Raw genomic sequence first — 21,540 nt, 5'->3', positions numbered from 1 at the left:
TGCTTTGAAAAAAATTTAAAATAGCATATATTATAGATAGTGCAAGTAAAAAATGCACAGAATCAAGGAGGAAAGTATGGAAAAAAAACATATTGTGGTTATTGATGATGAAGAGCATATTCTAGAACTTGTTTCCTACAATTTAGAAGCGAATGATTTTCACGTCTCTTGTTTTACTAGTGTAGAAGATGCGCTAGTGAGTCTAGAAAATGAAAAGATCGATGCAATACTACTAGATGTGATGTTACCAGGTATCAATGGAATGAATGCACTAGAAAGATTTAGAAAATCCTCTCACCTTAAAGATGTACCTATTTTATTAGTAACTGCTAAAAGTGAGGAAATAGATAAAATATTAGGTTTAGAGTTAGGTGCAGATGACTATATTACAAAACCATTTAGTGTGCGTGAGCTGATTGCTAGAGTGAGGGCTGCTGTGAGACGTAATGAAAGGCAAGCAGCACCTTCTCGTGAAGAAGCGACCTCTACACTTTCATTTAAGGGTTTAGCCTTAGACAGTGAAAGTCATAGTGTAACCTATGAAGGTCATCCTATAGAGCTTACCTTTAAAGAATTTGAAATGTTAAAGCTTCTTATGACCAATAGAGGGAAGGTCTTAACAAGAGAAGTTATCCTAGATAAGGTATGGGGATATGATTATTATGGTGAAACACGAACAGTGGACGTACATATTCGTTATTTGCGTTCTAAGTTAGATACCTATCATATAGGTGAGTATATTGAAACAGTAAGAGGTGTGGGTTATAAATTTATAAAGGAGTAAGACATGAAAAAGCAGATTATTCTTCCTGTTATTACGACTATCTGTTTAATTGGACTTATTATTTGTTGGGAGACCTTTATACTAGCCTTTAAACTGAGTAAGGGGGGAACCATTAATCATTTAGAAAGTAGTATTTATATACAAACGATTTATAAAATCATAGGAGTATTAATAGTGGCTGCTATTGCAATAGCCTGGCTACTCTCACGTATTATAGACCAAGTAATAGGGCCTATGAAGGAGCTTAGAAGAGATGCCGCTTCCTTTAGAGCAGGAGAGTATAATCATCAACTACGTTATTATAGTATTGAAGAGGTACAAGCTTTAGCCAATGCTCTGGATAATATGGGAGATGAGTTAAACGGAACCATTAGAAGGTTGAAGCATCAAATAAATAAAGCAGAGTCTGTTCTTGCAGCACTAGATGAGGGCATGGTTGTTATGGATACAGAAGGCTATGTTACAGAGGTAAATGCAATGGCTAGTGAACTTTTAAACTTAAGAATTGCTAAATACTATAAAAACCATGTAACAACTATTATACGTCAGGAGAAGTTAAAACGTCTTATTGACAATGCAGTAACTGCAAAGAAGTACGATGGGATGGAGATAACTTTAGGGGAAAAGATTGTCTATGCTACGATTTTACCAGTAGGAGAGGGAGAGCGTGTAGATGAATACCTCTTAATTCTAAGGGATATTACACAGATTAAGGCACTAGAAGAAGTTAAGTATCAGTTTGTGACCAATGTTTCACATGAGCTTAAGACGCCCCTTACTAGTATACAAGGCTTTATTGAAACGTTAAAGGATGGGGCAATTGAAGATAAAGTAGTTGCCATGCGGTTTCTCAATATTATTGATATTGAGGCTAGAAGACTTTATCGGTTAATTCAAGATATTCTGCTCCTTTCAGAAATAGAGAATAGGGAAAGGCGTGAAGTGGGAGATGTAGTGGTAGAGGATGCCATTAGACATGTTCTTAATATGGTTAGTGAACAAGCACAAGCCAAGGGACTTCAGCTCGTTTATAAGCAAACCGAACCCATTATTTTAAAGCAGATGAGTGAAGACCACTTTAAACAGCTCCTTCTTAACCTGATTACGAATGGGATTAAGTATACGGACCAAGGGGAAGTGAGCGTTGAAGCTTTTTTAGAGAGAGGCTCCTATATTTTACGTATCAAGGATACAGGCATTGGAATTCCTAAGGAAAGCATGAACCATATTTTTGAACGCTTTTATCGGGTAGATAAAAGTCGTTCGAGAAAAAGTGGGGGAACTGGCCTTGGGCTATCGATTGTAAAGCATATCGCTCAGCTGTATAATGCAAAGATAGAAGTGGAAAGTGAAGAAGGAAAAGGAACTTGCTTTACCTTAACCTTTAAATAATAATGCTTGTGCTTTATAATTAGAAAACTATAATGACCACAGTCTTGAGAAAAACAAGCTCGATGACTGTGGTCAATTTTTTGCGACAATAAGAGGTACAGATGATAAAAAAGAAAGTTAAAGTTATGAAGTTGCATCTCCTTGAGGTAAGGCTTTAAAATTTTCACCATCTTTAGGGGGTCTAGGACCAAAATATTGATAAAAGTTAACCTGTAGATTCCCATTAAAGAGTTTGCGGGTTTTATTTGCTTTTTTACCAAAGTCTTTTTCGAAATTAGGAGCAGAAGTTACTGCATAGAAAGACCAGGTAGGGTTGGTGTTCATCAGCTCCCTTAAATCCTTGTGAAGGCGTATAACCTGCTCTTTGTCGCTAATACGTTCACCGTAAGGAGGATTGGAGAGAACAACACCATAATCACCATGAGGAAGGGAGGTTTTGTGAAGGGGTTTAGCAAAAAATTGGATATATTCCCCAACACCTGCTGCCTTAGCATTTTCACGTGCACTCATAATAGCATTACGATTGATATCAGAAGCATAAATAATAGGGCTCCCTTTTTGGTCGATAGCTTCTCTTGCCTCTTGTCTTAGTTCCTCCCATAAATCTTTAGGGATCTGTGGCCAACGACAAGAGGAAAAAGAACGGTTAAGACCAGGCGCTATATTTTTAGCCATCATGGCAGCCTCTATAGCAAAGGTTCCAGAACCACAACAAGGGTCATAAAGAATACGTCCTTTTTTCCAATAGCTGATTTGAAGAAGGGCAGCAGCTAAGGTTTCTTTAATAGGTGCCTCCACAGAGCTGACACGGTAGCCTCTTTTATGAAGGCCATCAGGACCGGTGGTATCAATGGTTAAAGTAGCAATGTCTTTTAATAGGGCTACTTGCACGGTATAAGAAGGACCTGTTTCAGGGAACCAGTCCATATTGTAATGTGCCTGTAAGCGTTTAACAATAGCCTTTTTAGTAATGGCTTGACAGTCAGAAATACTAAAAAGAGCAGATTTAACAGATTTACCATTGACAGTAAACTTCCCATCAGGTGTAATCCATTCTTCCCAAGGTAAGGCAGTTACCTTATTAAAGAGCTCCTCAAAGGAAGTAGCCTTAAACTCTCCCATTTTAATATAAACGCGATCAGCGCTACGGAGCCACAGATTAGAAAGAACAATTGCCTCAGCATCTCCGATATAAGTAATCTTGCCATCAGATACAGAGGTAATCTCATAGCCTAAATCTTCCACTTCTTTCTTTACCATGGCTTCAAGACCAAAGGTAGAAGTGGCAATTAACTCAAAAGTTTTCATAAAAATCTCCTTATCTTTCATGAGATAAATCTATTTTACCTTATACCAAAGCTTATGTATAGAGGAAAGGACTTAACATAGATTTAACATGACTCCAATACAAACTCAACAATGAGGGTTTATGATAAGCCTGTAAGTAAGGTAAGCTCTTAATATTAAATAAGATAAATATATCAAAACAATTTAAAAAATGAGGAGGATTTAGAAATGAAGAAAAAATTATTAGCAAGTATCGCTATTTTGGCATTAGGAACAATGGTATTTACAGGTTGTGGCTCAAAAAAAGTAGAAGAAGCTTCCACTGCAACAGCTGAGACTAATCAGCCTATAAGCGCACAAGAAACTAAAAAAGAGGGAGTAAAAATCTCTATCGTAGGTTCTACAACAGTAGCAGAACCTATGGAAAAATTAGTAGCTAAGTATAAAGAAATGGGTAATACAGATAATCTAGAAGTACAAGGAAATGGTTCTTCAGCAGGGATTAAAGCAGCTATGGAGGGTACAGCAGATATTGGTATGAGCTCGCGTGAACTAAAAGAAGAGGAAAAAGCATCTGGGATAGAAGAAACAGTGATCGCTTACGATGGTATCGCAGTAGTTGTTCATCCTTCAAATGGTGTAGAAGACTTAACAAAAGCTCAAATTAAAGATATTTTTGAAGGAAAAATTACGAACTGGAGTGAAGTAGGGGGCATTGATAAAGACATTGTTGTTGTAACAAGAGAAGCAGGCTCAGGTACAAGAGGGGCATTTGAAGAAATTTTAAAGCTTCTTGATGAAAACAAAGCTTCTACTATTACAGAAGTAGCCCTCGTAGCAGAAGGTACAGGAACAGTTATGAAAACCGTAGCAACGAAAGAAGCATCTATCGGTTTTGTATCAGAAGGTTTCCTAGATGATACAGTAAAAGCTTTAAAGGTGGACGGCACCCCATGTACAGTAGAAAATGTAAAAGGTGGTACCTACGCTATTTCTAGGCCACTTATCCTTGTTAATAAATCAGATGTTAAACCAGAAGCAAAAGCTGTTATCGACTTTATCTTAGGCAAAGAAGGTCAAAGTATTATGGCTGAGAAATATATTCCTGTTAAAAACGATTAATAATCCTAACAAATCTTAACTTAAGGTAGATGGTGTGTAAAATGGAAAAGATAATGAAGAAAGTATTTTGGCTTTGTGCAGCTATTATGATTATAGTCATTGGTTTTATGGGAGCTTATATTGTTATAGGGGGGCTCCCCTTTTTCTCCCATACAAGCCTTATAGATTTTTTGTTAGGGAAAAAGTGGAATCCTTCAGGAAATCTATATGGAGTTTTCCCTATGTTAGTAGCAAGTCTTTATGGAACCATTGGAGCAACCCTCATTGGAGTCGTAGTTGGAGTAAGTACAGCTATTGTTTTAGTAGAGGTTTTACCTCGAAAAATAGCAAAAGTTTTTTCAGCAGCTATTGACCTTCTAGCAGGTATCCCTTCAGTTATTTATGGATTTTGGGGATTAGTTGTTATTGTTCCACTTATTGATAAGTTTTGGGGGGGAAGAGGTGCTGGTAGCAGTTTGTTAGCTGTCATTATCATTCTCTCTATTATGATTTTGCCTACTATTATTCGTATGACAGAAGTAAGCCTTCGCGCTGTACCACATGAGTACAAAGAAGGAGCGTTAGGACTTGGTGCTTCTAAATATCAATATATCTTCCGTGTACAATTAGGCGCTGCTAAATCAGGTATTTTAGCAGGGATTGTTTTAGGGATAGGCCGTGCATTAGGAGAGACCATGGCGGTGATCCTTGTAGCAGGAAATGCACCTATTATTCCAACTACATTAGTAGACCCTGTTCGAACACTTACAGCCAATATTGCTATAGAGATGAGTTATGCAGCAGGTACACATCAACAAGCCCTATTTGCAACAGGGATGATTTTATTCCTACTCATTATGTTTATCAATTTTGCACTTACTCAATTTGTAAAAAAAGGTGGAAGGAGAAGTAGAAATGAAAGTAAAGCATAAAGACAGTCTAACACGTACACTTTTAATAAGTATTTCTCTTTTAACCATTGGTATATTACTTTGGATTATAGCCTATATATTTGTAAACGGTATTTCCCATATTGATTTAGTCAAATTGTTTCCGCCTATGGTTTCTACGTTATTTATTGTAGTCATAGGGCTTGCGATTTCAGCACCTATTGGCATTGGGGCAGCCATTTATCTCAATGAATATGCAAAGGACGGTAAATTTGTAAGAGGAATTCGTTTTGCCACAGAAAGTCTTGCAGCAGTACCTTCTATCCTTTTTGGACTTTTTGGAATGATGTTTTTTCAAATTAATTTGAAGCTAGGTTTTTCCATGTTGTCAGGAGCACTTACCGTTTCGATGATGGTACTCCCAACCATAGTTAAGACAACCGAGGAGGCCTTAAAGACAGTTCCAACAAGTTATAGAGAAGGATCTCTTGCTTTAGGAGCCACGAAATATGCAACCATTGCAAAGGTTGTACTACCCAGTGCTCTTCCTGGTATTTTAACTGGGATTGTTTTAGGGATGGGAAGAATTGTAGGTGAAACAGCTGCTATTTATCTTACAGCAGGAACGATGTATCGTTTGCCACTTAGTGCAATGGAGTCAGGAAGAACCTTAGCTGTGCATCTTTATTTATTAGCTAAAGAGGGGATATCCTTTGATGAAGCTTATGGAACAGCACTTGTTCTGCTCGTCGTTATACTCTGTTTAAATTTAACCACCTATTTTATAGGAAATAAACTAAACAAAAGTAGTAGCAAATAATAAGGAGAAGCATAATGAATAAGATAATGACTATAAAGGACTTAAACTTTTTTTATGGAGACTTTAAAGCCTTAAAAAATATTAATTTAGATGTGGTAGAAAATGAAGTATTAGCCTTTATTGGGCCTTCTGGTTGTGGAAAATCAACACTACTACGTATTCTTAACCGCATGTGTGATTTAGCAGAAAACCCAAGAGTAGAAGGAGAAATCTCTTTTAAGGGTCAACCACTTTTTGAGATGGATACCATTGAACTACGTAAAAAGGTGGGGATGGTATTTCAAAAACCTAATCCATTTCCCATGAGTATTTATGATAATATTGCCTATGGACCTAAAATGCAAGGAATGAAGAAAAAGGCAGAGCTAGACGAGATTGTAGAAGATAGCTTAAGAAAAGCTGCTATTTGGGAAGAAGTAAAAGATAAACTAAGGAAAAATGCCATTAGCTTATCAGGTGGACAGCAACAAAGAATTTGTATTGCACGCTCTATCGCCATGCGTCCAGATGTTCTTTTAATGGATGAGCCAACATCTGCGTTAGATCCTATTTCAACCTCTAAAATTGAAGATTTGATTAGTGAACTTAAAAAACAGTATACGATTGTTATCGTTACACATAATATGCAGCAGGCAGCACGTATTTCAGACCGCACAGCTTTCTTTTTGTTAGGAGAGCTCATTGAGTTAGATGCAACGCAAACTATCTTTAACACACCACAGCAAAAGAAAACAGAAGATTATATTACTGGACGATTTGGTTAAGAGGGGGAACGAGTTAACATGCTTAGAAAACAATACGAAAAGAATTTAAAAGAATTAAATCAAAACATTGTAAAGATGGGACAGATTACAGAGCGTTTAATTGACCAAACCATTAAAGCAATTACACAAAACAATCAAGAATTAGCAAAAAAGACTATTGCAGAAGATGACATTATTGATGCAATGCAGTTAGAAATTGAGAAGGAGTGTGCTTTGCTTATTGCCCTTCAGCAACCTGTAGCAGGTGATTTGCGTTTTATCATTTCTACTATCAAGATGATTACAGATATTGAGCGTATTGCAGATCAATGCTCGGATATTTGCCAGTACATCTTAAAGATGGAGGAAGGTAGCTGGAAGCAGCAAGTAAGCTACCAAAGACACATTGAAAAAATGGCACTCAGCACCAAGAAGATGCTAGAGCAGACCCTCACAAGTTACGTAACAGGTGACCAGGATTTAGTAAAAGAAGTCTTAAAGTCAGATGATGAAATAGATGAAAACTTTAAAAAGATATGGAAAGAGATAAAAGCTGAAATGCAAGCACGCCCAGAATTCATTGAAACAGGCATGCAGTATATCATGATTATCAAATACCTTGAACGTATTGCAGACCATATCACCAATATTGCTGAGTGGATTCTTTACAGCAATACAGGACAATACCTTATTCACTATACTTCCCAACAACTAACGTAGGGGCGGATTCCATATCCGCCCTTATATTTTTCTATCCCTTCCCTATTAATAACGCCCAAATAACGCTCAAAAATATCTTTAAGGAAGTAATAAATCGAATATAAAGAAGAGCCCCAAAATCGCTGGAATATGTAATAGATAAATCAGTAAGGAATGTTTACCCATAAAGGTGAGTACAGGGAGTGGATAGCGGGGAACCTTGTTTTGACGAGGACGTTCCTTAAGAACAAGACCTATAAAGGTACCAGAAAGAAAAAGAAAAAACCACGGAATAAGTGGAAAGTAATCTGCACTTCCAAAGGTAAGAGAGGGAAAACCTAGTACGTTAAAGCTTCCCTTTTCCCATAGATGCTGCACCCAAGTATTTTGAACCATGTACTTAATATAGTAGCCCTTATAAATAAAAGGATAGAGAAGACTAAAAGTTAAAAGACAAAGAAAACTTCCTAAATAAGGTTGAACACGAACAACAAGGGGCTTAATGAGGCTATAGAGGATAATGGCTGTTCCTAGAAAATGGAGGATGCCAAACACAATACGTTCCTCGGGAAAGAAGGTAGAAGTAACAAGAGTAATGATAAGACCATAACCTAAACAGATCCCCCCTCTTTTCCAATTACTTTTGCTAAAGGAACAAGAAATACCAGAGATACTGATAAAGAGGAGCTGTGCTCCCAACTGGAAAAAGCGAACAAGAGGTAAAGCGAGCACATCTGGAGAAAGTGAAAACCAAATGACACGCTGATAAATCATATGATAGATAATCATAAAAATAATAGCGATACCTCGTAGCCAATCCAGCCAATAAATACGTTTATTCATAACAAGCTCCTTTTAACTATGTATTCTTATATTTATCATTTATTATAACATAGGAGTTATTGAAAATCTCTAAGTACCTATAGGCTATTACAGGGAAATAAGGTATAATCAAAAGGTAAAAAATATAAAATTCTAGGCCTTTAAGGCGTTTATGGAGGAATAATGGTTTTTAATTCATTTCATTTTTTGCTCTTTTTTCCAATTGTAACAGTGATTTATTTTCTCATTCCTCACAAGGTAAGATGGGCGTGGTTACTGATGGTCAGCTATTATTTTTATATGTGCTGGAATCCAGTCTATGCTTTACTTATTTTGTTATCTACGCTGCTTACTTATTTAAGTGGTCTTTTAATTGAGCAGGCAAAGGAAATAAAAAAAGAGAAAAAGGCAATACGTTTGCAAAAATTATGGGTGATACTGAGCTTTAGCTTAAATTTAGGAATTTTATTTTTCTTTAAGTACTTTAATTTCTTTATAGAAAATATTAACAAAATCATAGAGAGCTTATCCATTCAGCTAGTAGTACCTTCCTTTGATGTGCTTTTACCAGTAGGGATTTCCTTTTATACGTTCCAAGCGCTTAGTTATACCATGGATGTTTATAGGGGAGAAATCAAAGCAGAAAAACATTTTGGGAAGTATGCTCTTTTTGTATCCTTCTTCCCACAACTAGTGGCAGGACCCATTGAGAAATCCAAAGCTTTGTTAGGACAATTTAATGAGGTTCATTCTTTTGAATACGAACGGGCTAAAAGAGGACTCCTCCTTATGCTTTGGGGACTTTTTCAGAAGCTAGTTATTGCAGACCGAGTGGCTATAGTGGTGAATACGGTATATAACAACTATATGGAATATGCAGGTATTCCAGTGATAGTAGCAACCCTATTGTTTGCAGTGCAAATTTACTGCGATTTCTCATCTTATTCGGATATTGCTATAGGGGCTTCAGAGGTAATGGGATTTAAGCTAATGGATAATTTTAAGCGACCTTATTTTTCGAAGTCCATTGCAGAATTTTGGCGTAGGTGGCATGTCTCCTTAGGAAGTTGGTTCAGAGACTATCTTTATATTCCATTAGGAGGAAGCAGGAAGGGGACCTTTAAAAAGTATCGTAATATTTTAATTGTATTTTTATGTAGTGGGTTATGGCATGGTGCTAGCTGGAACTTTGTGATTTGGGGCTTTTTACACGGTTTTTACCAGGTTCTAGGTATGAGCTTAAAACCAGTTAGAGATTATATAGTAGCAAAGTTACATATTAAAAGAGGAAGCTTTTGGCATAAGCTTTATCAAATAAGTGTAGTGTTTATTTTAGTAGATTTAGCATGGATTTTCTTTAGAGCAGCTACCTTTAGTCAGGCTTTAGGGATTATTAAACGTTTATTTGTCTATAATCCTTGGACACTTTGGGATGGAAGTCTCTATCAGCTAGGTCTAGATCCATTAGATTTTATAGTAGGTCTCATAGCTATAGCTCTACTCCTTAGTGTGAGTTTGTTAAGAAGAAAGATGAGTCTTAGAAATTGGTTACTGGTACAACCAGTAGTGATACGTTGGACAGCTTACTTCACTTTTATTTATATGATTTTAATCTTTGGGATTTATGGGCCAGGCTATGAAGTCCAACCCTTTATCTACTTTCAGTTTTAAAGGAGAACAGCAGGGTGAAAAAGATTTTAGGAAAATGCATTTTATTTAGTCTCATATTCATTGTTTTTACTTTAATGCTGGGGCAGCTTTTTGGTGGAACGAAAAATGATACTTTAGATGGCTTTTATTATGAAAAAGAAAACACAATGGATGTACTTTTTTTCGGGAGTAGTCATGCTTATTGTGGTATGAATCCCCATATTTTGTGGCAGGAGGCAGGGATACCTAGCTACAACTTAGGGCAACCTGAGCAACAAATTTGGACCACTTATTACTATATGAAGGAAGCTTTTAAGCACCAGCGTCCCAAGGTGGTATTTTTAGATGTACTTACAGTTAACTACGACGAACCTTATCGACCTTTAGATAACAGTAATATTAATCTGGATGATTTAAAGTTAAACTTTACTAAGCTTGAAAATATAAAAGCCAGTGTAAGAGCCAGTGAAAGACCTTACTTTGTCTTTAAGCTTCTTAAAAATAAAGGAAATTGGAAGCACCTTAAAAAAGAAAATTTTACAACCCACTTCATTCACTTAAAGCATCCGAATAAGGGCTATCGGGAAGAGTTTGGTATTTATGAAAATAAAAAGCCAGAGCTTCCAACGACTCAGGAAATCGGTATACTACCAGAAAAAGTGGAGCACTATCTTAATAAGATCATTACCTTATGTGAAGAGGAAGGTATCCAATTGGTGCTCATGAAAACCCCTATTTATGTGTCAGAGGAAGCGCAGCTAAGATATAACAGGGTAAAAGAGCTAGCCAAGAATAGAGACGTACCTTTCTTAGATTTTAATGAAAAATATGAGGAGTTAGGCTTAAATTTTAAGGAAGACTATTTAGACGAACTGAAGCACCTTAATTTTAGAGGGGCCGAGAAGCTTACAAGGTATTTAGCAGGTTATTTAAAGGAAAACTTTAACCTTCCAAATCATAAAGAGGAACAGGCTTATGCTTCTTGGAATGTAGACCTTGAGCGTTGGTTAAGACGAGATGAAGAGCTACGTCTAAGGCAAGAAAAGGATTTAAAGACTTATTTAGAAAGGCTTATAGCCTCTCCTTATAAAGAAGACTATACCCTTGCTCTTACCCTTCAAAGGGGAGAAGGAGATACTTGGCAAAAGGAGCTTAAAGAGCAAGAGGGAATAGCGCAAGAACTTGAAGCCATAGGGTTTGAAGGTTTTACAACAAAAACAATCTCAGAAAGTGACTATTATATAGGCGTGATACATGCGGGTGAGCTTATTTATGAAGAGGGAGGAGACCAGCTGCTAAGTTTTGAAAAAGAACTAGGAGGCATTCCTTGGCATATTCAATTTCTAAATGAGCAAACAAGCATCAAGGTGGGAGAAAATGAAACAGCTAAAAATAAAGGACAGATCCAGTTAGTGGTTTATGATAAAAACGTAGAACGCATAATAGATAGTAGTAGCTTTGAATTACAAGGAGAAACGGTAAAGCGTTAATTAAAAACATATAAGAAAAGCGGATGATCTTTGCAACTTTTACGTTGTGAGATAATCCGCTTTTTTAATTAGGGAAAGCTCTTTGCTTTTTGTTAGAAGGATATGACAAAAGTCATAGTAGAAGATGACCTTTGCTACTAAAAGAGGAGTTTGTCCATTTGGCATACTAGAAGGAGAGAGAAGGGGGGATTAACCTTGTATAGTGTAGAACTGAAGGGACTCAAAAAAGCTTATGGAAAGCAAATAGCTTTAAAGGAACTTAATTTAAAAGTAGAACAAGGTGTAATTTTTGGTTTAGTAGGACCAAATGGTGCGGGTAAGAGCACAACGATACACATTTTAAGTGGGCTTTTAAAACCCGACAAGGGAGAGGTTTTCATTTTTGGAGAGGATCTTAAGACTCATGAAACTTCTATTAAAAGGAAACTAGGGGTTGTATCTCAAGAGCTAGCACTCTTCGAAAACCTAAGTGCATATGAAAATGTAAGTTTTTTCTTAAAGCTTTATGGTATAAGAGGAAAGGAAAACAAATTAAAAACAGAGCAGGCTCTAGAGTATGTAGGGCTATCAGATAAGGCTAAAAAAAAGGCTAAAACCTTTTCAGGAGGGATGAAAAGAAGGCTTCATATAGCTTGTGCTATTGCACATAAGCCACAGCTTATCATTATGGATGAGCCAACAGTAGGGATAGATCCTCAATCCCGCAACCATATTTTAAGCACCATAGAATTACTAAATAAAGAAGGAGCTACAGTGATTTATACGACTCACTATATGGAGGAGGTAGAAGCTATTTGTAATCCTATTGCCATTATAGATCATGGGAGTCTTTTAATAGAGGGAAGTAAAGAGACGCTTAAAGAGGAAATTTATGAAAAGCAACAAATTAGTTTAGAGATGAAGGAATGGGATGAGAATTTGTTAACAAGCTTAAGGGAAGTGAGGGGAATAGAAGAGGTTGCTTGGCAAGGAAATGTACTAGAGCTTACCTTTCCCAAAGAGATAAACTGCCTGCCAGAGATAATTAGAAAAATCGAAAAAAGTAATAAGGAAATAAAAATGCTTACTACTAAGGTGCCCAATTTAGAAGATGTTTTTTTAAAGCTTACCGGTCGCACCTTGAGGGACTAGGAGAGGATAGATGAATGTATGGGATATAGTACAAAACAGTCTCAAGCAAAAGTTAAGAGATAGAAAAGGTATTTTTTTTCAAATAGTTTTTCCTTTTATCTTAACAGCTTTATTTATTGTTGTTTTTTCAAGTGTAGACAACATGCAAATGAAGGAAGCTCCTAAATTAAGGGTGGCTGTAGTAGGGGATAGTGAAGATATTTTTACCCAAGACTATAAAGCCTATATGGAAGCAACTACTAAGATAAAAATAGTCTTGTTTCCACAGTTAAGGGAAGCACGTAGACTTTTTGAACGAGGGGACCTAGATGTGCTCATTAGAAATGAGAAGGGACAACGTATGACTTATGAACTAAGAGACAGCGAACAAAATTTAGGAGCCTTTGTGCTACTAAGTGAGCGTTATATGCAACAGAAAGCGCTTATCAGTTGGCACTATAAAAGAGAGGGACAAAAAAGTGCTTCTATAACACCTATAGATTTTATGCAGCTTCAAAGCTATAAAGCAACTAAGTTCTATAGACTCCTTACCTTAAAGGGAGAAGGAGGTAAAGAAAATTTCGCCTTATCCATAGGAGTGACCATGATTGCCTTTACCATTTTGTTAGCAGCTAGCTATGGGGCTGAACAAGTGGCATATATGAGAGAAGCTTTAGGACAGAGACTACTAACAACTCCTCTTTCTAAAAAGAATCTTTATTTAGGTGAATATTTAGGAGGAGCTATAATGGCTTTTTGGCAAGGCTGCTGTATTGTTTTAGCTATAGAAATATGTTTTGGTCTGGGTTTAACTAAGAATATAGGACAGCTTTTAGGGATTCTTTTAAGCACCAGTTTTATGAGTATTGCTATGGGCATTGCCATTGGAATGCTTATCCCTAATAAAGGATTAAGTAATGGTGTTGTTTCTATGCTGGTACTTATTTTTTGTTTTACTTCAGGGGGGATGGTTCCTACTTCAGAGGTTAGCCAGTTGGCAAGTCTTTCACCTGTTACTTTAATGAATGAAGCTTTTATCGCTATTTGTCAAAAAGGAGTTGTAGCACATTTTAATAGGTTTCTTTTGAAAATAGGGGGAATTACAGTGGGAGTATTTTTTGTAGCTTGGAGCATTCTAGGTTTACAAACGCTTAAAAGGAGGTATAGGGGAGTGAGCAAAAAACAGGTTATTTTAGGGGGAGCTTTTTTGGTAGGGATTACCGTGATTGGAGGAGGGCTCCTAGTTAAACAGCCTATAACCTTGGCAAGGACTCTTATAAAAGCTAATCAAGAAACCTCCCAACATCTTTTAATTTTTGAAAATCAATTAGCTCCTACCACATTGTATAAAGAACAAATACTTAAGGAATTAAGCACCTTATCAGAAGTAAGTAGTGTGGGAGAGTTACTAAATACACATGAAATCACCGTAAAAACTTGGAAGGATAAAGAGACAACTCTTTTTCTTACAGGGATGCAATATCCTTTAGAGGCAGAAAGCTATTTACCACTGGAAGCCGGGAGATTCTTTTCAAAAGAAGAAGAAAGGCAGGGAGCCAGTGTCTTAGTCGTTTTAGATACCTATGCTAAAATCATGTGGGGAGAAGAAGAACCTTTAAGTGTGCTTAATAAGCAAGTAGTACTAGAAATTGGTGGAGAAAAAAGACCCTTTCATATTATTGGTATTTTAGATACAGGAACAGACATGGAAAAGGAGTTAGGACCTGATGTGAAACTAGGAGCTTATATGAGTTTAAAGACTTACAGAGCAGTATTTGGGGAAGTTCGAGGGGGAAATGGTTATACAGTTCATCTCAAGGAAGGTGTGAGTATAGAGGAAGGGTATCGTGTGATTAATGCATGTCTTAGGCACTATGGAAAAAAAGAAGACTATACGATTATGCCTTATTTAGGAAAATTAGTGAGATAGAAGGGGAGAAGAGATGAAAAATATAGGAACGATCTTTAGTCAGCATTTAAAAGTTTTTTGTTATTCACCTCTAGCTTTTTTACTCCTTGTACTACCTATTATAAGTAATTGCTTTTTAATGGCAGTAGGACAGAAAGAGGAAGTAACCCTACGTCCAAAGGTTGGTTTTGTGTCACCTATTTTTTTAAGTCAAGATGCCTTAGATGACGTGAAAGCTATAGGGCTAATAGCACTTAAAGAAGAGCTTGAGCCTTTTTTGGATTTAAAAGTGCTATCCCTTAAACAGGCGCAGGAGCAATTGCAAAAAGGAAAGCTAGAAGCCTTTCTTTTTATAGAGGCAAGCTCCTTTTGGGAAGCTTTAAAGGAAGGGAAAAAGATGTGTACTCTCATGGTAAATGAAGAGAGCTTTTATAAAGGGAGCATCGAATTAAAAGTACAAGATGCTTTACAGGTTATAGGAGAGCTTGCGAGTGATGCAGGAACAGAAAGGCAATTTATAAAAGACTATAGGGCTTATACCTTGGAAAGAGGGCGTTTTACACAAGCTAAAGAAAAACTAAAAAATCAGTTAGATGCTCAAAATTTTGGCATGTTTGTTTATATTTTTATGTTTACCTGTATTTTTAGTTTAAATAGTGTTGTAGAGGAGAGAGAGAAAAAGGTTTATGAACGTATTTGTACAACACCTCTACAAAAAAGTCATTATTTAATGGGACACCTATTAGGTGCTTTTATGATTCTCTTTCTTCAAATTTTAATAGAAGCCTTTGTTTTTAGAATAATGGGCATTGAAGTGGGACTTACTCTATTTAGCTTTATAGTGCTCTCTCTTTTGTTTGGCTATATAGGGTTAGCCATTAGTTTTTTTGTTATGGCCTATACTCCTACTGTAGGAGCTTATACTCAGGTGGCTACCTTCATAGTCGCACCACTTTGCATGATAAGTGACTGTTTATTTCCGATGTCCTTCTTGCCAGATGGAGTAGTGAAGCTTTCTTACCTTTCCCCTATTCGTTGGGGAATGATGGTTTATCGCAGTTTGTTAGAAGGAGAAGCAACAGGTAGGGTTGCTTATAAGGTTTTAGGAGCACTTGTTTTAGCCAGTTGTTTTATTTTACTAAGTGTTGGAGATAAAATTTATTCTTATTGCTATTTACAAGTAAAGTTATCTATAATAGGAAGGAATCATAAAATAGAGCAAGACGATAGCAAGTGAGGTGGGCAAGAAAAACATAAAAGACACAAACAAAAGACAACACTAGTAGGGTAGAAAGGAAGCTGGAGAATAGACATGGGTAGATGGAAAGAGAAAGCAGCTGTTTGTCTGATGGCAGGTGCCTTTTTTATAATGAATGTAAAAGCCAATACAGGGGTATATAACGGAAAAATAGTAGATACAATAACAAAGGATATTAAAAAGATCAGTCAGGAAAAAAAGTTTACACAGTACATACAAGTTGGTTATAGTCAGGTTGAAAACAAAGAACTTGCAGGGATAAAAGTCGGAAAAGGTGAGAAGGCTATTTTGATTAATGGTGCCCATCATGGCAGAGAAAGCATGACAGGGATGCTGGTTTATGAACAAGCAAAGCGTATGATCCAGATGTATGAAAGTGGTGCTACTTATCAAGGGCAGCGTGTGAGAGATTTACTGGACCGAGTAGCCATTGTATTTGTGCCCATTGTCAACCCCGATGGCGTAACCATTGCCATGAATAAGGATTCAAAATGGAAGGCAAATGGGAGAGGGGTGGATTTAAACAAAAATTATCCTACAGCAGGAGCCACACAAAAAACAGTAACAAAGCCTGGTGCCCTTAATTATGCAGGAGAAAAGCCTTTTTCAGAAAAAGAGACACAAGCCATAAGAGACTTATGCGAGCAGTATCATTTTGAAACATCGATAGCCTATCACTCTGCGGGAGAGGTCATCTATTGGTGGTATTATCAAACTGGGCAGCTAGAAAAAAGAAGTATCGATCTAGTCAATAAGGTGGCTAAGGCCACACAGTACAAGAAGGTTTCACCTGCTAACTCTACAGGTGGTTTAGGAATGACGGATTGGTTTATACAAAAATACAAAAAACCAGCTATGACCATAGAGATTGGTAAAACGGTGAATGGAAAAACTCTAAGTATCAAAGAGTGGAATGCCATATGGGATAAGAATAAAGATATTCCTTTGCTACTTTGTAAAGATATATGGGATCAATTACCACAAGACATCCATTTAACAGTAACACAGAGTCTAAACATAAAATAAACCTCAAAGAGCAGAGTATAAAGCAACATAAAGACAAGTGGAAAAGTCATAAAGGTAAAGGAGTTTATCCCTATTTTTAGGACTTTTTCAGTTGTTCTTAATTTATTTTTAAATATTATGTTGACAAGTTATGAAATAAGATATATACTAAGTGAGTATTAAGTAGTTGTTTATAGCTTTAAAAGATAGTGATATTCACATGTTATTAGAGATTATATGCAGCACGAAATGTAATCTGTAATAGTATGTGAATTTTTTATTTGCAACCATTACAGAAATTCATATTAAATAGGAGGTACCGCACATGACAGGTACAGTTAAATGGTTTAACGCAGAAAAAGGATTTGGATTTATTTCAAGAGAAGATGGAGATGATGTATTCGTACATTTCTCAGCAATCCAAGGAGATGGCTTCAAATCTCTAGAAGAAGGTCAAAGAGTAAACTTTGATATTACACAAGGTCCTCGTGGCGCTCAAGCAGAAAACGTTACAAAAGCATAATTCTTAGGGGTTAAGAAAGAGCTGTTGTAGTAGTGATTACCAATCATTACTATAACAGCTTTTTTTGTTCCTAAATTTTAAGGGGGACTTATTAAAAGATTGTAGAATTATTGACAAAGCGTAGCATATCTGTATAATGAAGGTAGAATTACTTGTAGTATTTTGAAGAAAAAGCATATTTTTTGTACAAAACAAAACAACTAAACAGGAGAATGACGCTATGTTAAAAGGAAAAGTTGCAGTTATTACAGGTGGAACAAGGGGAATTGGGTTAGAAATTGCTAGAAAATATCTTCAGAATAATGCCACTGTCATTGTTTTTGGTTCACGTCAAGAAAGCGCAGATCAAGCTTATGCTTTGCTTTGTGAAGAATTTCCCAATGCATCCATTGGTGCGATGGCACCTAACCTTAGTGACTATAATAGTATGAAAGAAGCACTTACTGAAATCAGAGCTACATATGGTTCTTTAGATATTATGGTAAATAATGCAGGGATCTCTGCAAGTGATAACATTTATGAATACGACCCAGAAAATTTTGAGAACATAATGGATCTCAATGTAAATGCTGTCTTCTATGGTTCTAGAGTAGCAGCAGCTATTATGAAGGAGCAAGGGGGCGGTGTCATCCTAAATACAAGCTCTATCGTGAGTCTTTATGGACAGCCTAGTGGCTGTGGATACCCAGCATCAAAATTTGCGGTAAATGGCCTTACTCAGTCACTTGCCCGTGAACTAGGGAAAGATAACATTCGTGTTAATGCCATTGCACCAGGTGTCACTGAAACAGATATGATGAAGGCAGTACCACAAGAAGTCATTAAGCCTATTCTTTCAAAGATTTCAATGGCTCGAATTGGTAAGCCAGAAGAGGTAGCCAATGCCTTTTTATTTCTTGCAAGTGATATGGCTTCCTATATAACAGGTGTTGTATTACCTGTTGACGGAGCAACCATTATTTAAAGTCTCAAAACGCTCATCCAGTACCGAGTGTATTGGGTTGAGCGCTTCTTAACAAAGGTTGCATTATTTTTAAATATTATGTTGACAAGTTATGAAAAGTGATATATACTAAGAGAGTATTAAGTAGTTGTTTATAGCTTTTAAGAATAGTGAAATTCACATGTTATTAGAGATTATATGCACCGCTCAATGTAATCTTGTAATAGTATGTGAATTTTTTTTTGCAACCATTACAGAAAATCAAATTAATAGGAGGTACCGCACATGACAGGTACAGTTAAATGGTTTAACGCAGAAAAAGGATTCGGATTTATATCAAGAGAAGGTGGAGATGATGTATTCGTACATTTCTCAGCAATCCAAGGAGATGGCTTTAAATCTCTAGATGAAGGACAAAGAGTAAACTTTGATCTTACAAAAGGCCCACGTGGCGCACAAGCAGAAAACGTTACAAGAGCATAATCTGCCAGCTCTTAAAATCACTAATAGATATTAGCAAAAAAGTAGTACGCTCATGAAAGAGTGTACTACTTTTTTTAGTGTAATCATTAATAGGCATTTTCAAAAATCTTAATGATGTCCTCTAACGTACCCACAACTGGATTGGTTGCAGCACAAGCATCTTTTAAGGCATTGGTTGCTAGAGTAGTGAAGTCCTCTTTTTTAACACCCAGTGTGCTAAGTCCTACAGGAATACCTACAGAGGCAGAAAGCTCTTTAATGCGGCGGATACATGCCTTAGCACCTTCTTCATCACTCATTTCACTTACATCAACCCCCATAAATTTGGCGATGCATTTGAGTCTTGGACCAGCTTCCTTAGCATTAAAGGTCTGAACGTGTGGCAGCAAGATCGCATTACATACTCCATGAGGTAGATCGTAAAACCCACCCAATTGATGGGCCATTGCATGAACATAGCCTAGGGAAGCATTATTAAATGCCATGCCTGCTAGGTACTCCGCATATGCCATATTTTCACGGGCTACCATATCGCCTCCGTCATCAACAGCTCTTTTGAGGTAGCAACTAATAAGCTCAATAGCTTTAATGGCACAAGCATCTGTAATAGGCGTTGCAATAGTGGAGACATAAGCTTCTATAGAATGGGTAAGGGCATCCATCCCAGTGGCTGCTGTAAGGCTCTTAGGCATAGCTACCATTAAAACAGGGTCATTAACTGCAACAATAGGTGTCATATGCTTATCCACAAGAGCCATTTTAATATGCCTCTCTTCATCGGTTATGATAGAAAAGATCGTCATTTCTGAGGCTGTTCCGGCTGTGGTATTAATGGTTATTAGTGGGAGCTGTGGCTTTTGGGATTTATTAACGCCTTCATAGTCCCCAATATTGCCTCCATTAGTGGCTAAAAGAGCGATGCCTTTAGCGCAGTCATGAGGGGAACCTCCACCAAAAGAAATTACAAAGTCACAATGATTTTCTTTCAGCATAGTAAGGCCATGATTAACATTAGTTACTGTAGGATTAGGCTTGGTTTCATCATAAATCACATAATTTATTTGATGGGAAGTAAGGAGCTTTGTAAGCTTATCAACAAGACCAATATTTACGAGTACCTTATCCGTTACAATAAGACATTTGGTAAAGCCCCTAGAAGATAATTCATTAGGTAAATCTTGAAGACAGTTTTCACCCATTAAGCTAATGGGTGGCATATAAAATTTATAGGTCATAGATACCTCCTGCGTAATAGATAGTCATAACTAATATGTCTCATTTTTAGAGGGAATATGCACCTAGGGGATTACAAGCTATTTGCAGCACCTCTATTTTTTATAACATTATCTGAAGAGTGTGCTAAAATAGTATAAAGATGCTATAGTGAATGGTTTATTTCATACTATACGAATGGGAGGTTAACAGATGATATTTTATTTTTCAGGAACAGGTAATTCGAAATGGGTAGCAGAGCAGCTCGCAAAGAAAACAAATGACAAAGCTAGGGATATGATGAGTACTAATCAAGATAGTCTGACTAAAGAGGAGGTGATCGGCATTGTTTTCCCCATCTACGCATGGTCACCACCAGAGCCGGTTATAGACTTTGTGAAGACATTACAGGCTTCAGGGAAGTTTACCTTTGGGATAGGTACCTGCGCAGATGAGGCAGGCCTTGCTATGGAGCAACTTCAAAAACATTTCCCATTAAACAGCAGCTATTCCATTAAAATGCCCAATAACTATATTATTGCCTCCAATGTTGAAAGTGATGAAGTCATCAAAGGCAAAATAAAAAAAGCTGAGGTGCAGCTTGACTTAATTGCAGAAGAAATTCGTAGCAGAAAAAGTGTTAGCCGTATCACCAAAGGTAAAATGGCTACACTCAAGTCAAGTGTGATTGCTTTTGGATTTAATAAGTTTGGTAGAACCACTAAACCTTTTAAGGTAACGGATGCTTGCGTAGGCTGTAGCCAGTGTGCTACAACTTGCCCGGCTAAAACCATTGAGATGATAGATGGAAAACCTAAATGGCAAGAAAATTGCTACCAATGCTTAAAGTGTATTCATACATGTCCTGCTCAAGCTATTGAGTATGGAAAAGGAACAGTGGGCAGAAAAAGATATGATTTAGAGCGCTATTTGTAAAACTTAAGTCTATACGCTTAGAGGGTGTTAGCTAGTAAGGATATGGGGTATACTATATGCCACCATGTTTAATCGTGGAGGTGATTTCCCCTACTAGCATCAAAAGAGATAGAGAAACCAAATTTCATAAATATGAACCCTATGGTGTTTAGGAATATTGGATTGTAGATCCTCTTAATAAATCAATAGAACAGTTCATTTTACAAGAAGGAAAGTATAAACTTAATGGTGTTTGCACTCAGTTAGATAAAGTAGAAAAAGAAAGAGTTTATGACGAACAAGGATGGATAAAACAATTCAAAACAAGTATTTTTTCGGAGCTTACAATCAATATAGATGATATTTTTCAATCCTAATAAAAAAGCGATTACCGAGTATAAAGCATGATGTGACCCCAATAAGTTAGACTTTTTTGCGTAGTAGTTTTTAACTGCTACGCAATTATTTTATGCTGCCAAGAGACTGAGCCTATATTCTACAGGA

21 protein-coding genes are annotated in these 21,540 nt (G+C 36.7%); 18 read left to right on the top strand and 3 right to left on the bottom strand.

What is annotated here, in order from left to right:
• Positions 1–76 precede the first annotated feature (76 nt).
• Positions 77–784 carry a response regulator transcription factor gene (locus CS063_RS10650; RefSeq protein WP_099449689.1) on the top strand — a complete coding sequence of 236 codons (708 nt, stop codon included), beginning with the start codon at positions 77–79 and terminating at the stop codon, positions 782–784.
• A 3-nt stretch (positions 785–787) separates the two neighbouring features.
• Complete coding sequence (locus CS063_RS10645; protein WP_099449688.1) at positions 788–2,176, top strand: ATP-binding protein; 1,389 nt, start codon at positions 788–790, stop codon at positions 2,174–2,176.
• Positions 2,177–2,299: 123 nt separating this feature from the next.
• Here the strand turns inward: CS063_RS10645 and CS063_RS10640 are convergent, their stop codons facing one another.
• Entirely contained in the window at positions 2,300–3,484 is a 1,185-nt protein-coding gene (locus tag CS063_RS10640) for a THUMP domain-containing class I SAM-dependent RNA methyltransferase (RefSeq protein ID WP_099449687.1), read from the bottom strand.
• A gap of 207 nt (positions 3,485–3,691) precedes the next feature.
• On the opposite strand from CS063_RS10640, the gene CS063_RS10635 reads away from it, so the two are divergent.
• From CS063_RS10635 to phoU, 5 genes are read left to right on the top strand one after another with little or no spacing between them, the layout of a single operon-like run.
• A complete protein-coding gene (locus CS063_RS10635) occupies positions 3,692–4,585 on the top strand; it encodes a phosphate ABC transporter substrate-binding protein (protein ID WP_099449686.1) in 894 nt (297 codons plus the stop codon).
• Between the two features lie 41 nt (positions 4,586–4,626).
• On the top strand, positions 4,627–5,496 hold the full coding sequence (gene pstC / locus CS063_RS10630; RefSeq protein ID WP_308415487.1) for a phosphate ABC transporter permease subunit PstC: 870 nt from the start codon (positions 4,627–4,629) through the stop codon (positions 5,494–5,496).
• Positions 5,480–6,274 carry a phosphate ABC transporter permease PstA gene (pstA, locus tag CS063_RS10625; RefSeq protein ID WP_099449684.1) on the top strand — a complete coding sequence of 265 codons (795 nt, stop codon included), beginning with the start codon at positions 5,480–5,482 and terminating at the stop codon, positions 6,272–6,274. The genes pstC and pstA overlap by 17 nt, the downstream gene beginning before the upstream one ends.
• A 14-nt stretch (positions 6,275–6,288) precedes the next feature.
• Positions 6,289–7,038, top strand: coding sequence for a phosphate ABC transporter ATP-binding protein PstB (gene pstB / locus CS063_RS10620; RefSeq protein ID WP_099449683.1), 750 nt, complete (start codon positions 6,289–6,291; stop codon positions 7,036–7,038).
• 18 nt (positions 7,039–7,056) lie between these two features.
• Complete coding sequence (gene phoU, locus CS063_RS10615) at positions 7,057–7,737, top strand: phosphate signaling complex protein PhoU (RefSeq protein ID WP_099449682.1); 681 nt, start codon at positions 7,057–7,059, stop codon at positions 7,735–7,737.
• A 78-nt stretch (positions 7,738–7,815) separates the two neighbouring features.
• On the opposite strand, the gene CS063_RS10610 is transcribed toward phoU, so the two are convergent.
• Positions 7,816–8,559 carry a heparan-alpha-glucosaminide N-acetyltransferase gene (locus CS063_RS10610; protein WP_099449681.1) on the bottom strand — a complete coding sequence of 248 codons (744 nt, stop codon included), beginning with the start codon at positions 8,557–8,559 and terminating at the stop codon, positions 7,816–7,818.
• A 162-nt stretch (positions 8,560–8,721) separates the two neighbouring features.
• Between CS063_RS10610 and CS063_RS10605 the strand changes: the two genes are divergently transcribed.
• The 9 genes from CS063_RS10605 to CS063_RS10565 all read left to right on the top strand — a co-directional run bounded on the left by CS063_RS10605 (position 8,722) and on the right by CS063_RS10565 (position 18,909).
• Positions 8,722–10,209, top strand: a complete 1,488-nt coding sequence (locus CS063_RS10605) for an MBOAT family O-acyltransferase (protein ID WP_099449680.1) — start codon at positions 8,722–8,724, stop codon at positions 10,207–10,209.
• Positions 10,210–10,223: 14 nt separating this feature from the next.
• The gene (locus tag CS063_RS10600) at positions 10,224–11,678 is read left to right on the top strand and encodes a hypothetical protein (protein WP_099449679.1); all 1,455 of its coding nucleotides are present in this window, start codon (positions 10,224–10,226) and stop codon (positions 11,676–11,678) included.
• Positions 11,679–11,873: 195 nt separating this feature from the next.
• Positions 11,874–12,809 (top strand): ABC transporter ATP-binding protein, encoded by a 936-nt coding sequence (locus tag CS063_RS10595; protein WP_099449678.1) that lies wholly within the window; start codon positions 11,874–11,876, stop codon positions 12,807–12,809.
• Positions 12,810–12,819: 10 nt separating this feature from the next.
• Positions 12,820–14,718, top strand: coding sequence for an ABC transporter permease (locus CS063_RS10590; RefSeq protein WP_099449677.1), 1,899 nt, complete (start codon positions 12,820–12,822; stop codon positions 14,716–14,718).
• Positions 14,719–14,731: 13 nt separating this feature from the next.
• On the top strand, positions 14,732–15,934 hold the full coding sequence (locus CS063_RS10585) for an ABC transporter permease (protein ID WP_099449676.1): 1,203 nt from the start codon (positions 14,732–14,734) through the stop codon (positions 15,932–15,934).
• A 75-nt stretch (positions 15,935–16,009) separates the two neighbouring features.
• Complete coding sequence (locus tag CS063_RS10580; RefSeq protein WP_099449675.1) at positions 16,010–16,981, top strand: M14 family zinc carboxypeptidase; 972 nt, start codon at positions 16,010–16,012, stop codon at positions 16,979–16,981.
• A 304-nt stretch (positions 16,982–17,285) separates the two neighbouring features.
• Positions 17,286–17,483, top strand: coding sequence for a cold shock domain-containing protein (locus CS063_RS10575; protein ID WP_099449674.1), 198 nt, complete (start codon positions 17,286–17,288; stop codon positions 17,481–17,483).
• A 220-nt stretch (positions 17,484–17,703) separates the two neighbouring features.
• The gene (locus CS063_RS10570; protein WP_099449673.1) at positions 17,704–18,447 is read left to right on the top strand and encodes an SDR family NAD(P)-dependent oxidoreductase; all 744 of its coding nucleotides are present in this window, start codon (positions 17,704–17,706) and stop codon (positions 18,445–18,447) included.
• 264 nt (positions 18,448–18,711) lie between these two features.
• A complete protein-coding gene (locus CS063_RS10565) occupies positions 18,712–18,909 on the top strand; it encodes a cold shock domain-containing protein (protein WP_099449672.1) in 198 nt (65 codons plus the stop codon).
• Between the two features lie 86 nt (positions 18,910–18,995).
• Here CS063_RS10565 and yiaY read toward each other — a convergent pair whose 3' ends face one another.
• On the bottom strand, positions 18,996–20,144 hold the full coding sequence (yiaY, locus tag CS063_RS10560) for an L-threonine dehydrogenase (protein WP_099449671.1): 1,149 nt from the start codon (positions 20,142–20,144) through the stop codon (positions 18,996–18,998).
• A 190-nt stretch (positions 20,145–20,334) separates the two neighbouring features.
• Here yiaY and CS063_RS10555 point away from each other — a divergent pair, with 190 nt between their 5' ends.
• Both CS063_RS10555 and CS063_RS18215 read left to right on the top strand, forming a co-directional pair.
• On the top strand, positions 20,335–21,057 hold the full coding sequence (locus CS063_RS10555; protein ID WP_099449670.1) for an EFR1 family ferrodoxin: 723 nt from the start codon (positions 20,335–20,337) through the stop codon (positions 21,055–21,057).
• A 56-nt stretch (positions 21,058–21,113) separates the two neighbouring features.
• Entirely contained in the window at positions 21,114–21,209 is a 96-nt protein-coding gene (locus tag CS063_RS18215; RefSeq protein ID WP_143452459.1) for a Uma2 family endonuclease, read from the top strand.
• Positions 21,210–21,540 lie beyond the last annotated feature (331 nt).

The organism is Sporanaerobium hydrogeniformans, from assembly GCF_002735925.1.
Lineage (GTDB): Bacteria > Bacillota > Clostridia > Lachnospirales > Cellulosilyticaceae > Sporanaerobium > Sporanaerobium hydrogeniformans.
This window is presented reverse-complemented; position numbering and strand designations above follow the sequence as displayed.

Coding starts and splice junctions, on each gene's coding strand:
- CS063_RS10650 (WP_099449689.1), top strand. CDS start 77: ATGGAAAAAAAACATATTGTGGTTATTGATGATGAAGAGCATATTCTA.
- CS063_RS10645 (WP_099449688.1), top strand. CDS start 788: ATGAAAAAGCAGATTATTCTTCCTGTTATTACGACTATCTGTTTAATT.
- CS063_RS10640 (WP_099449687.1), bottom strand. CDS start 3,484: ATGAAAACTTTTGAGTTAATTGCCACTTCTACCTTTGGTCTTGAAGCC.
- CS063_RS10635 (WP_099449686.1), top strand. CDS start 3,692: ATGAAGAAAAAATTATTAGCAAGTATCGCTATTTTGGCATTAGGAACA.
- pstC (WP_308415487.1), top strand. CDS start 4,627: ATGGAAAAGATAATGAAGAAAGTATTTTGGCTTTGTGCAGCTATTATG.
- pstA (WP_099449684.1), top strand. CDS start 5,480: ATGAAAGTAAAGCATAAAGACAGTCTAACACGTACACTTTTAATAAGT.
- pstB (WP_099449683.1), top strand. CDS start 6,289: ATGAATAAGATAATGACTATAAAGGACTTAAACTTTTTTTATGGAGAC.
- phoU (WP_099449682.1), top strand. CDS start 7,057: ATGCTTAGAAAACAATACGAAAAGAATTTAAAAGAATTAAATCAAAAC.
- CS063_RS10610 (WP_099449681.1), bottom strand. CDS start 8,559: ATGAATAAACGTATTTATTGGCTGGATTGGCTACGAGGTATCGCTATT.
- CS063_RS10605 (WP_099449680.1), top strand. CDS start 8,722: ATGGTTTTTAATTCATTTCATTTTTTGCTCTTTTTTCCAATTGTAACA.
- CS063_RS10590 (WP_099449677.1), top strand. CDS start 12,820: ATGAATGTATGGGATATAGTACAAAACAGTCTCAAGCAAAAGTTAAGA.
- CS063_RS10585 (WP_099449676.1), top strand. CDS start 14,732: ATGAAAAATATAGGAACGATCTTTAGTCAGCATTTAAAAGTTTTTTGT.
- CS063_RS10580 (WP_099449675.1), top strand. CDS start 16,010: ATGGGTAGATGGAAAGAGAAAGCAGCTGTTTGTCTGATGGCAGGTGCC.
- CS063_RS10575 (WP_099449674.1), top strand. CDS start 17,286: ATGACAGGTACAGTTAAATGGTTTAACGCAGAAAAAGGATTTGGATTT.
- CS063_RS10570 (WP_099449673.1), top strand. CDS start 17,704: ATGTTAAAAGGAAAAGTTGCAGTTATTACAGGTGGAACAAGGGGAATT.
- CS063_RS10565 (WP_099449672.1), top strand. CDS start 18,712: ATGACAGGTACAGTTAAATGGTTTAACGCAGAAAAAGGATTCGGATTT.
- yiaY (WP_099449671.1), bottom strand. CDS start 20,144: ATGACCTATAAATTTTATATGCCACCCATTAGCTTAATGGGTGAAAAC.
- CS063_RS10555 (WP_099449670.1), top strand. CDS start 20,335: ATGATATTTTATTTTTCAGGAACAGGTAATTCGAAATGGGTAGCAGAG.
- CS063_RS18215 (WP_143452459.1), top strand. CDS start 21,114: ATGCCACCATGTTTAATCGTGGAGGTGATTTCCCCTACTAGCATCAAA.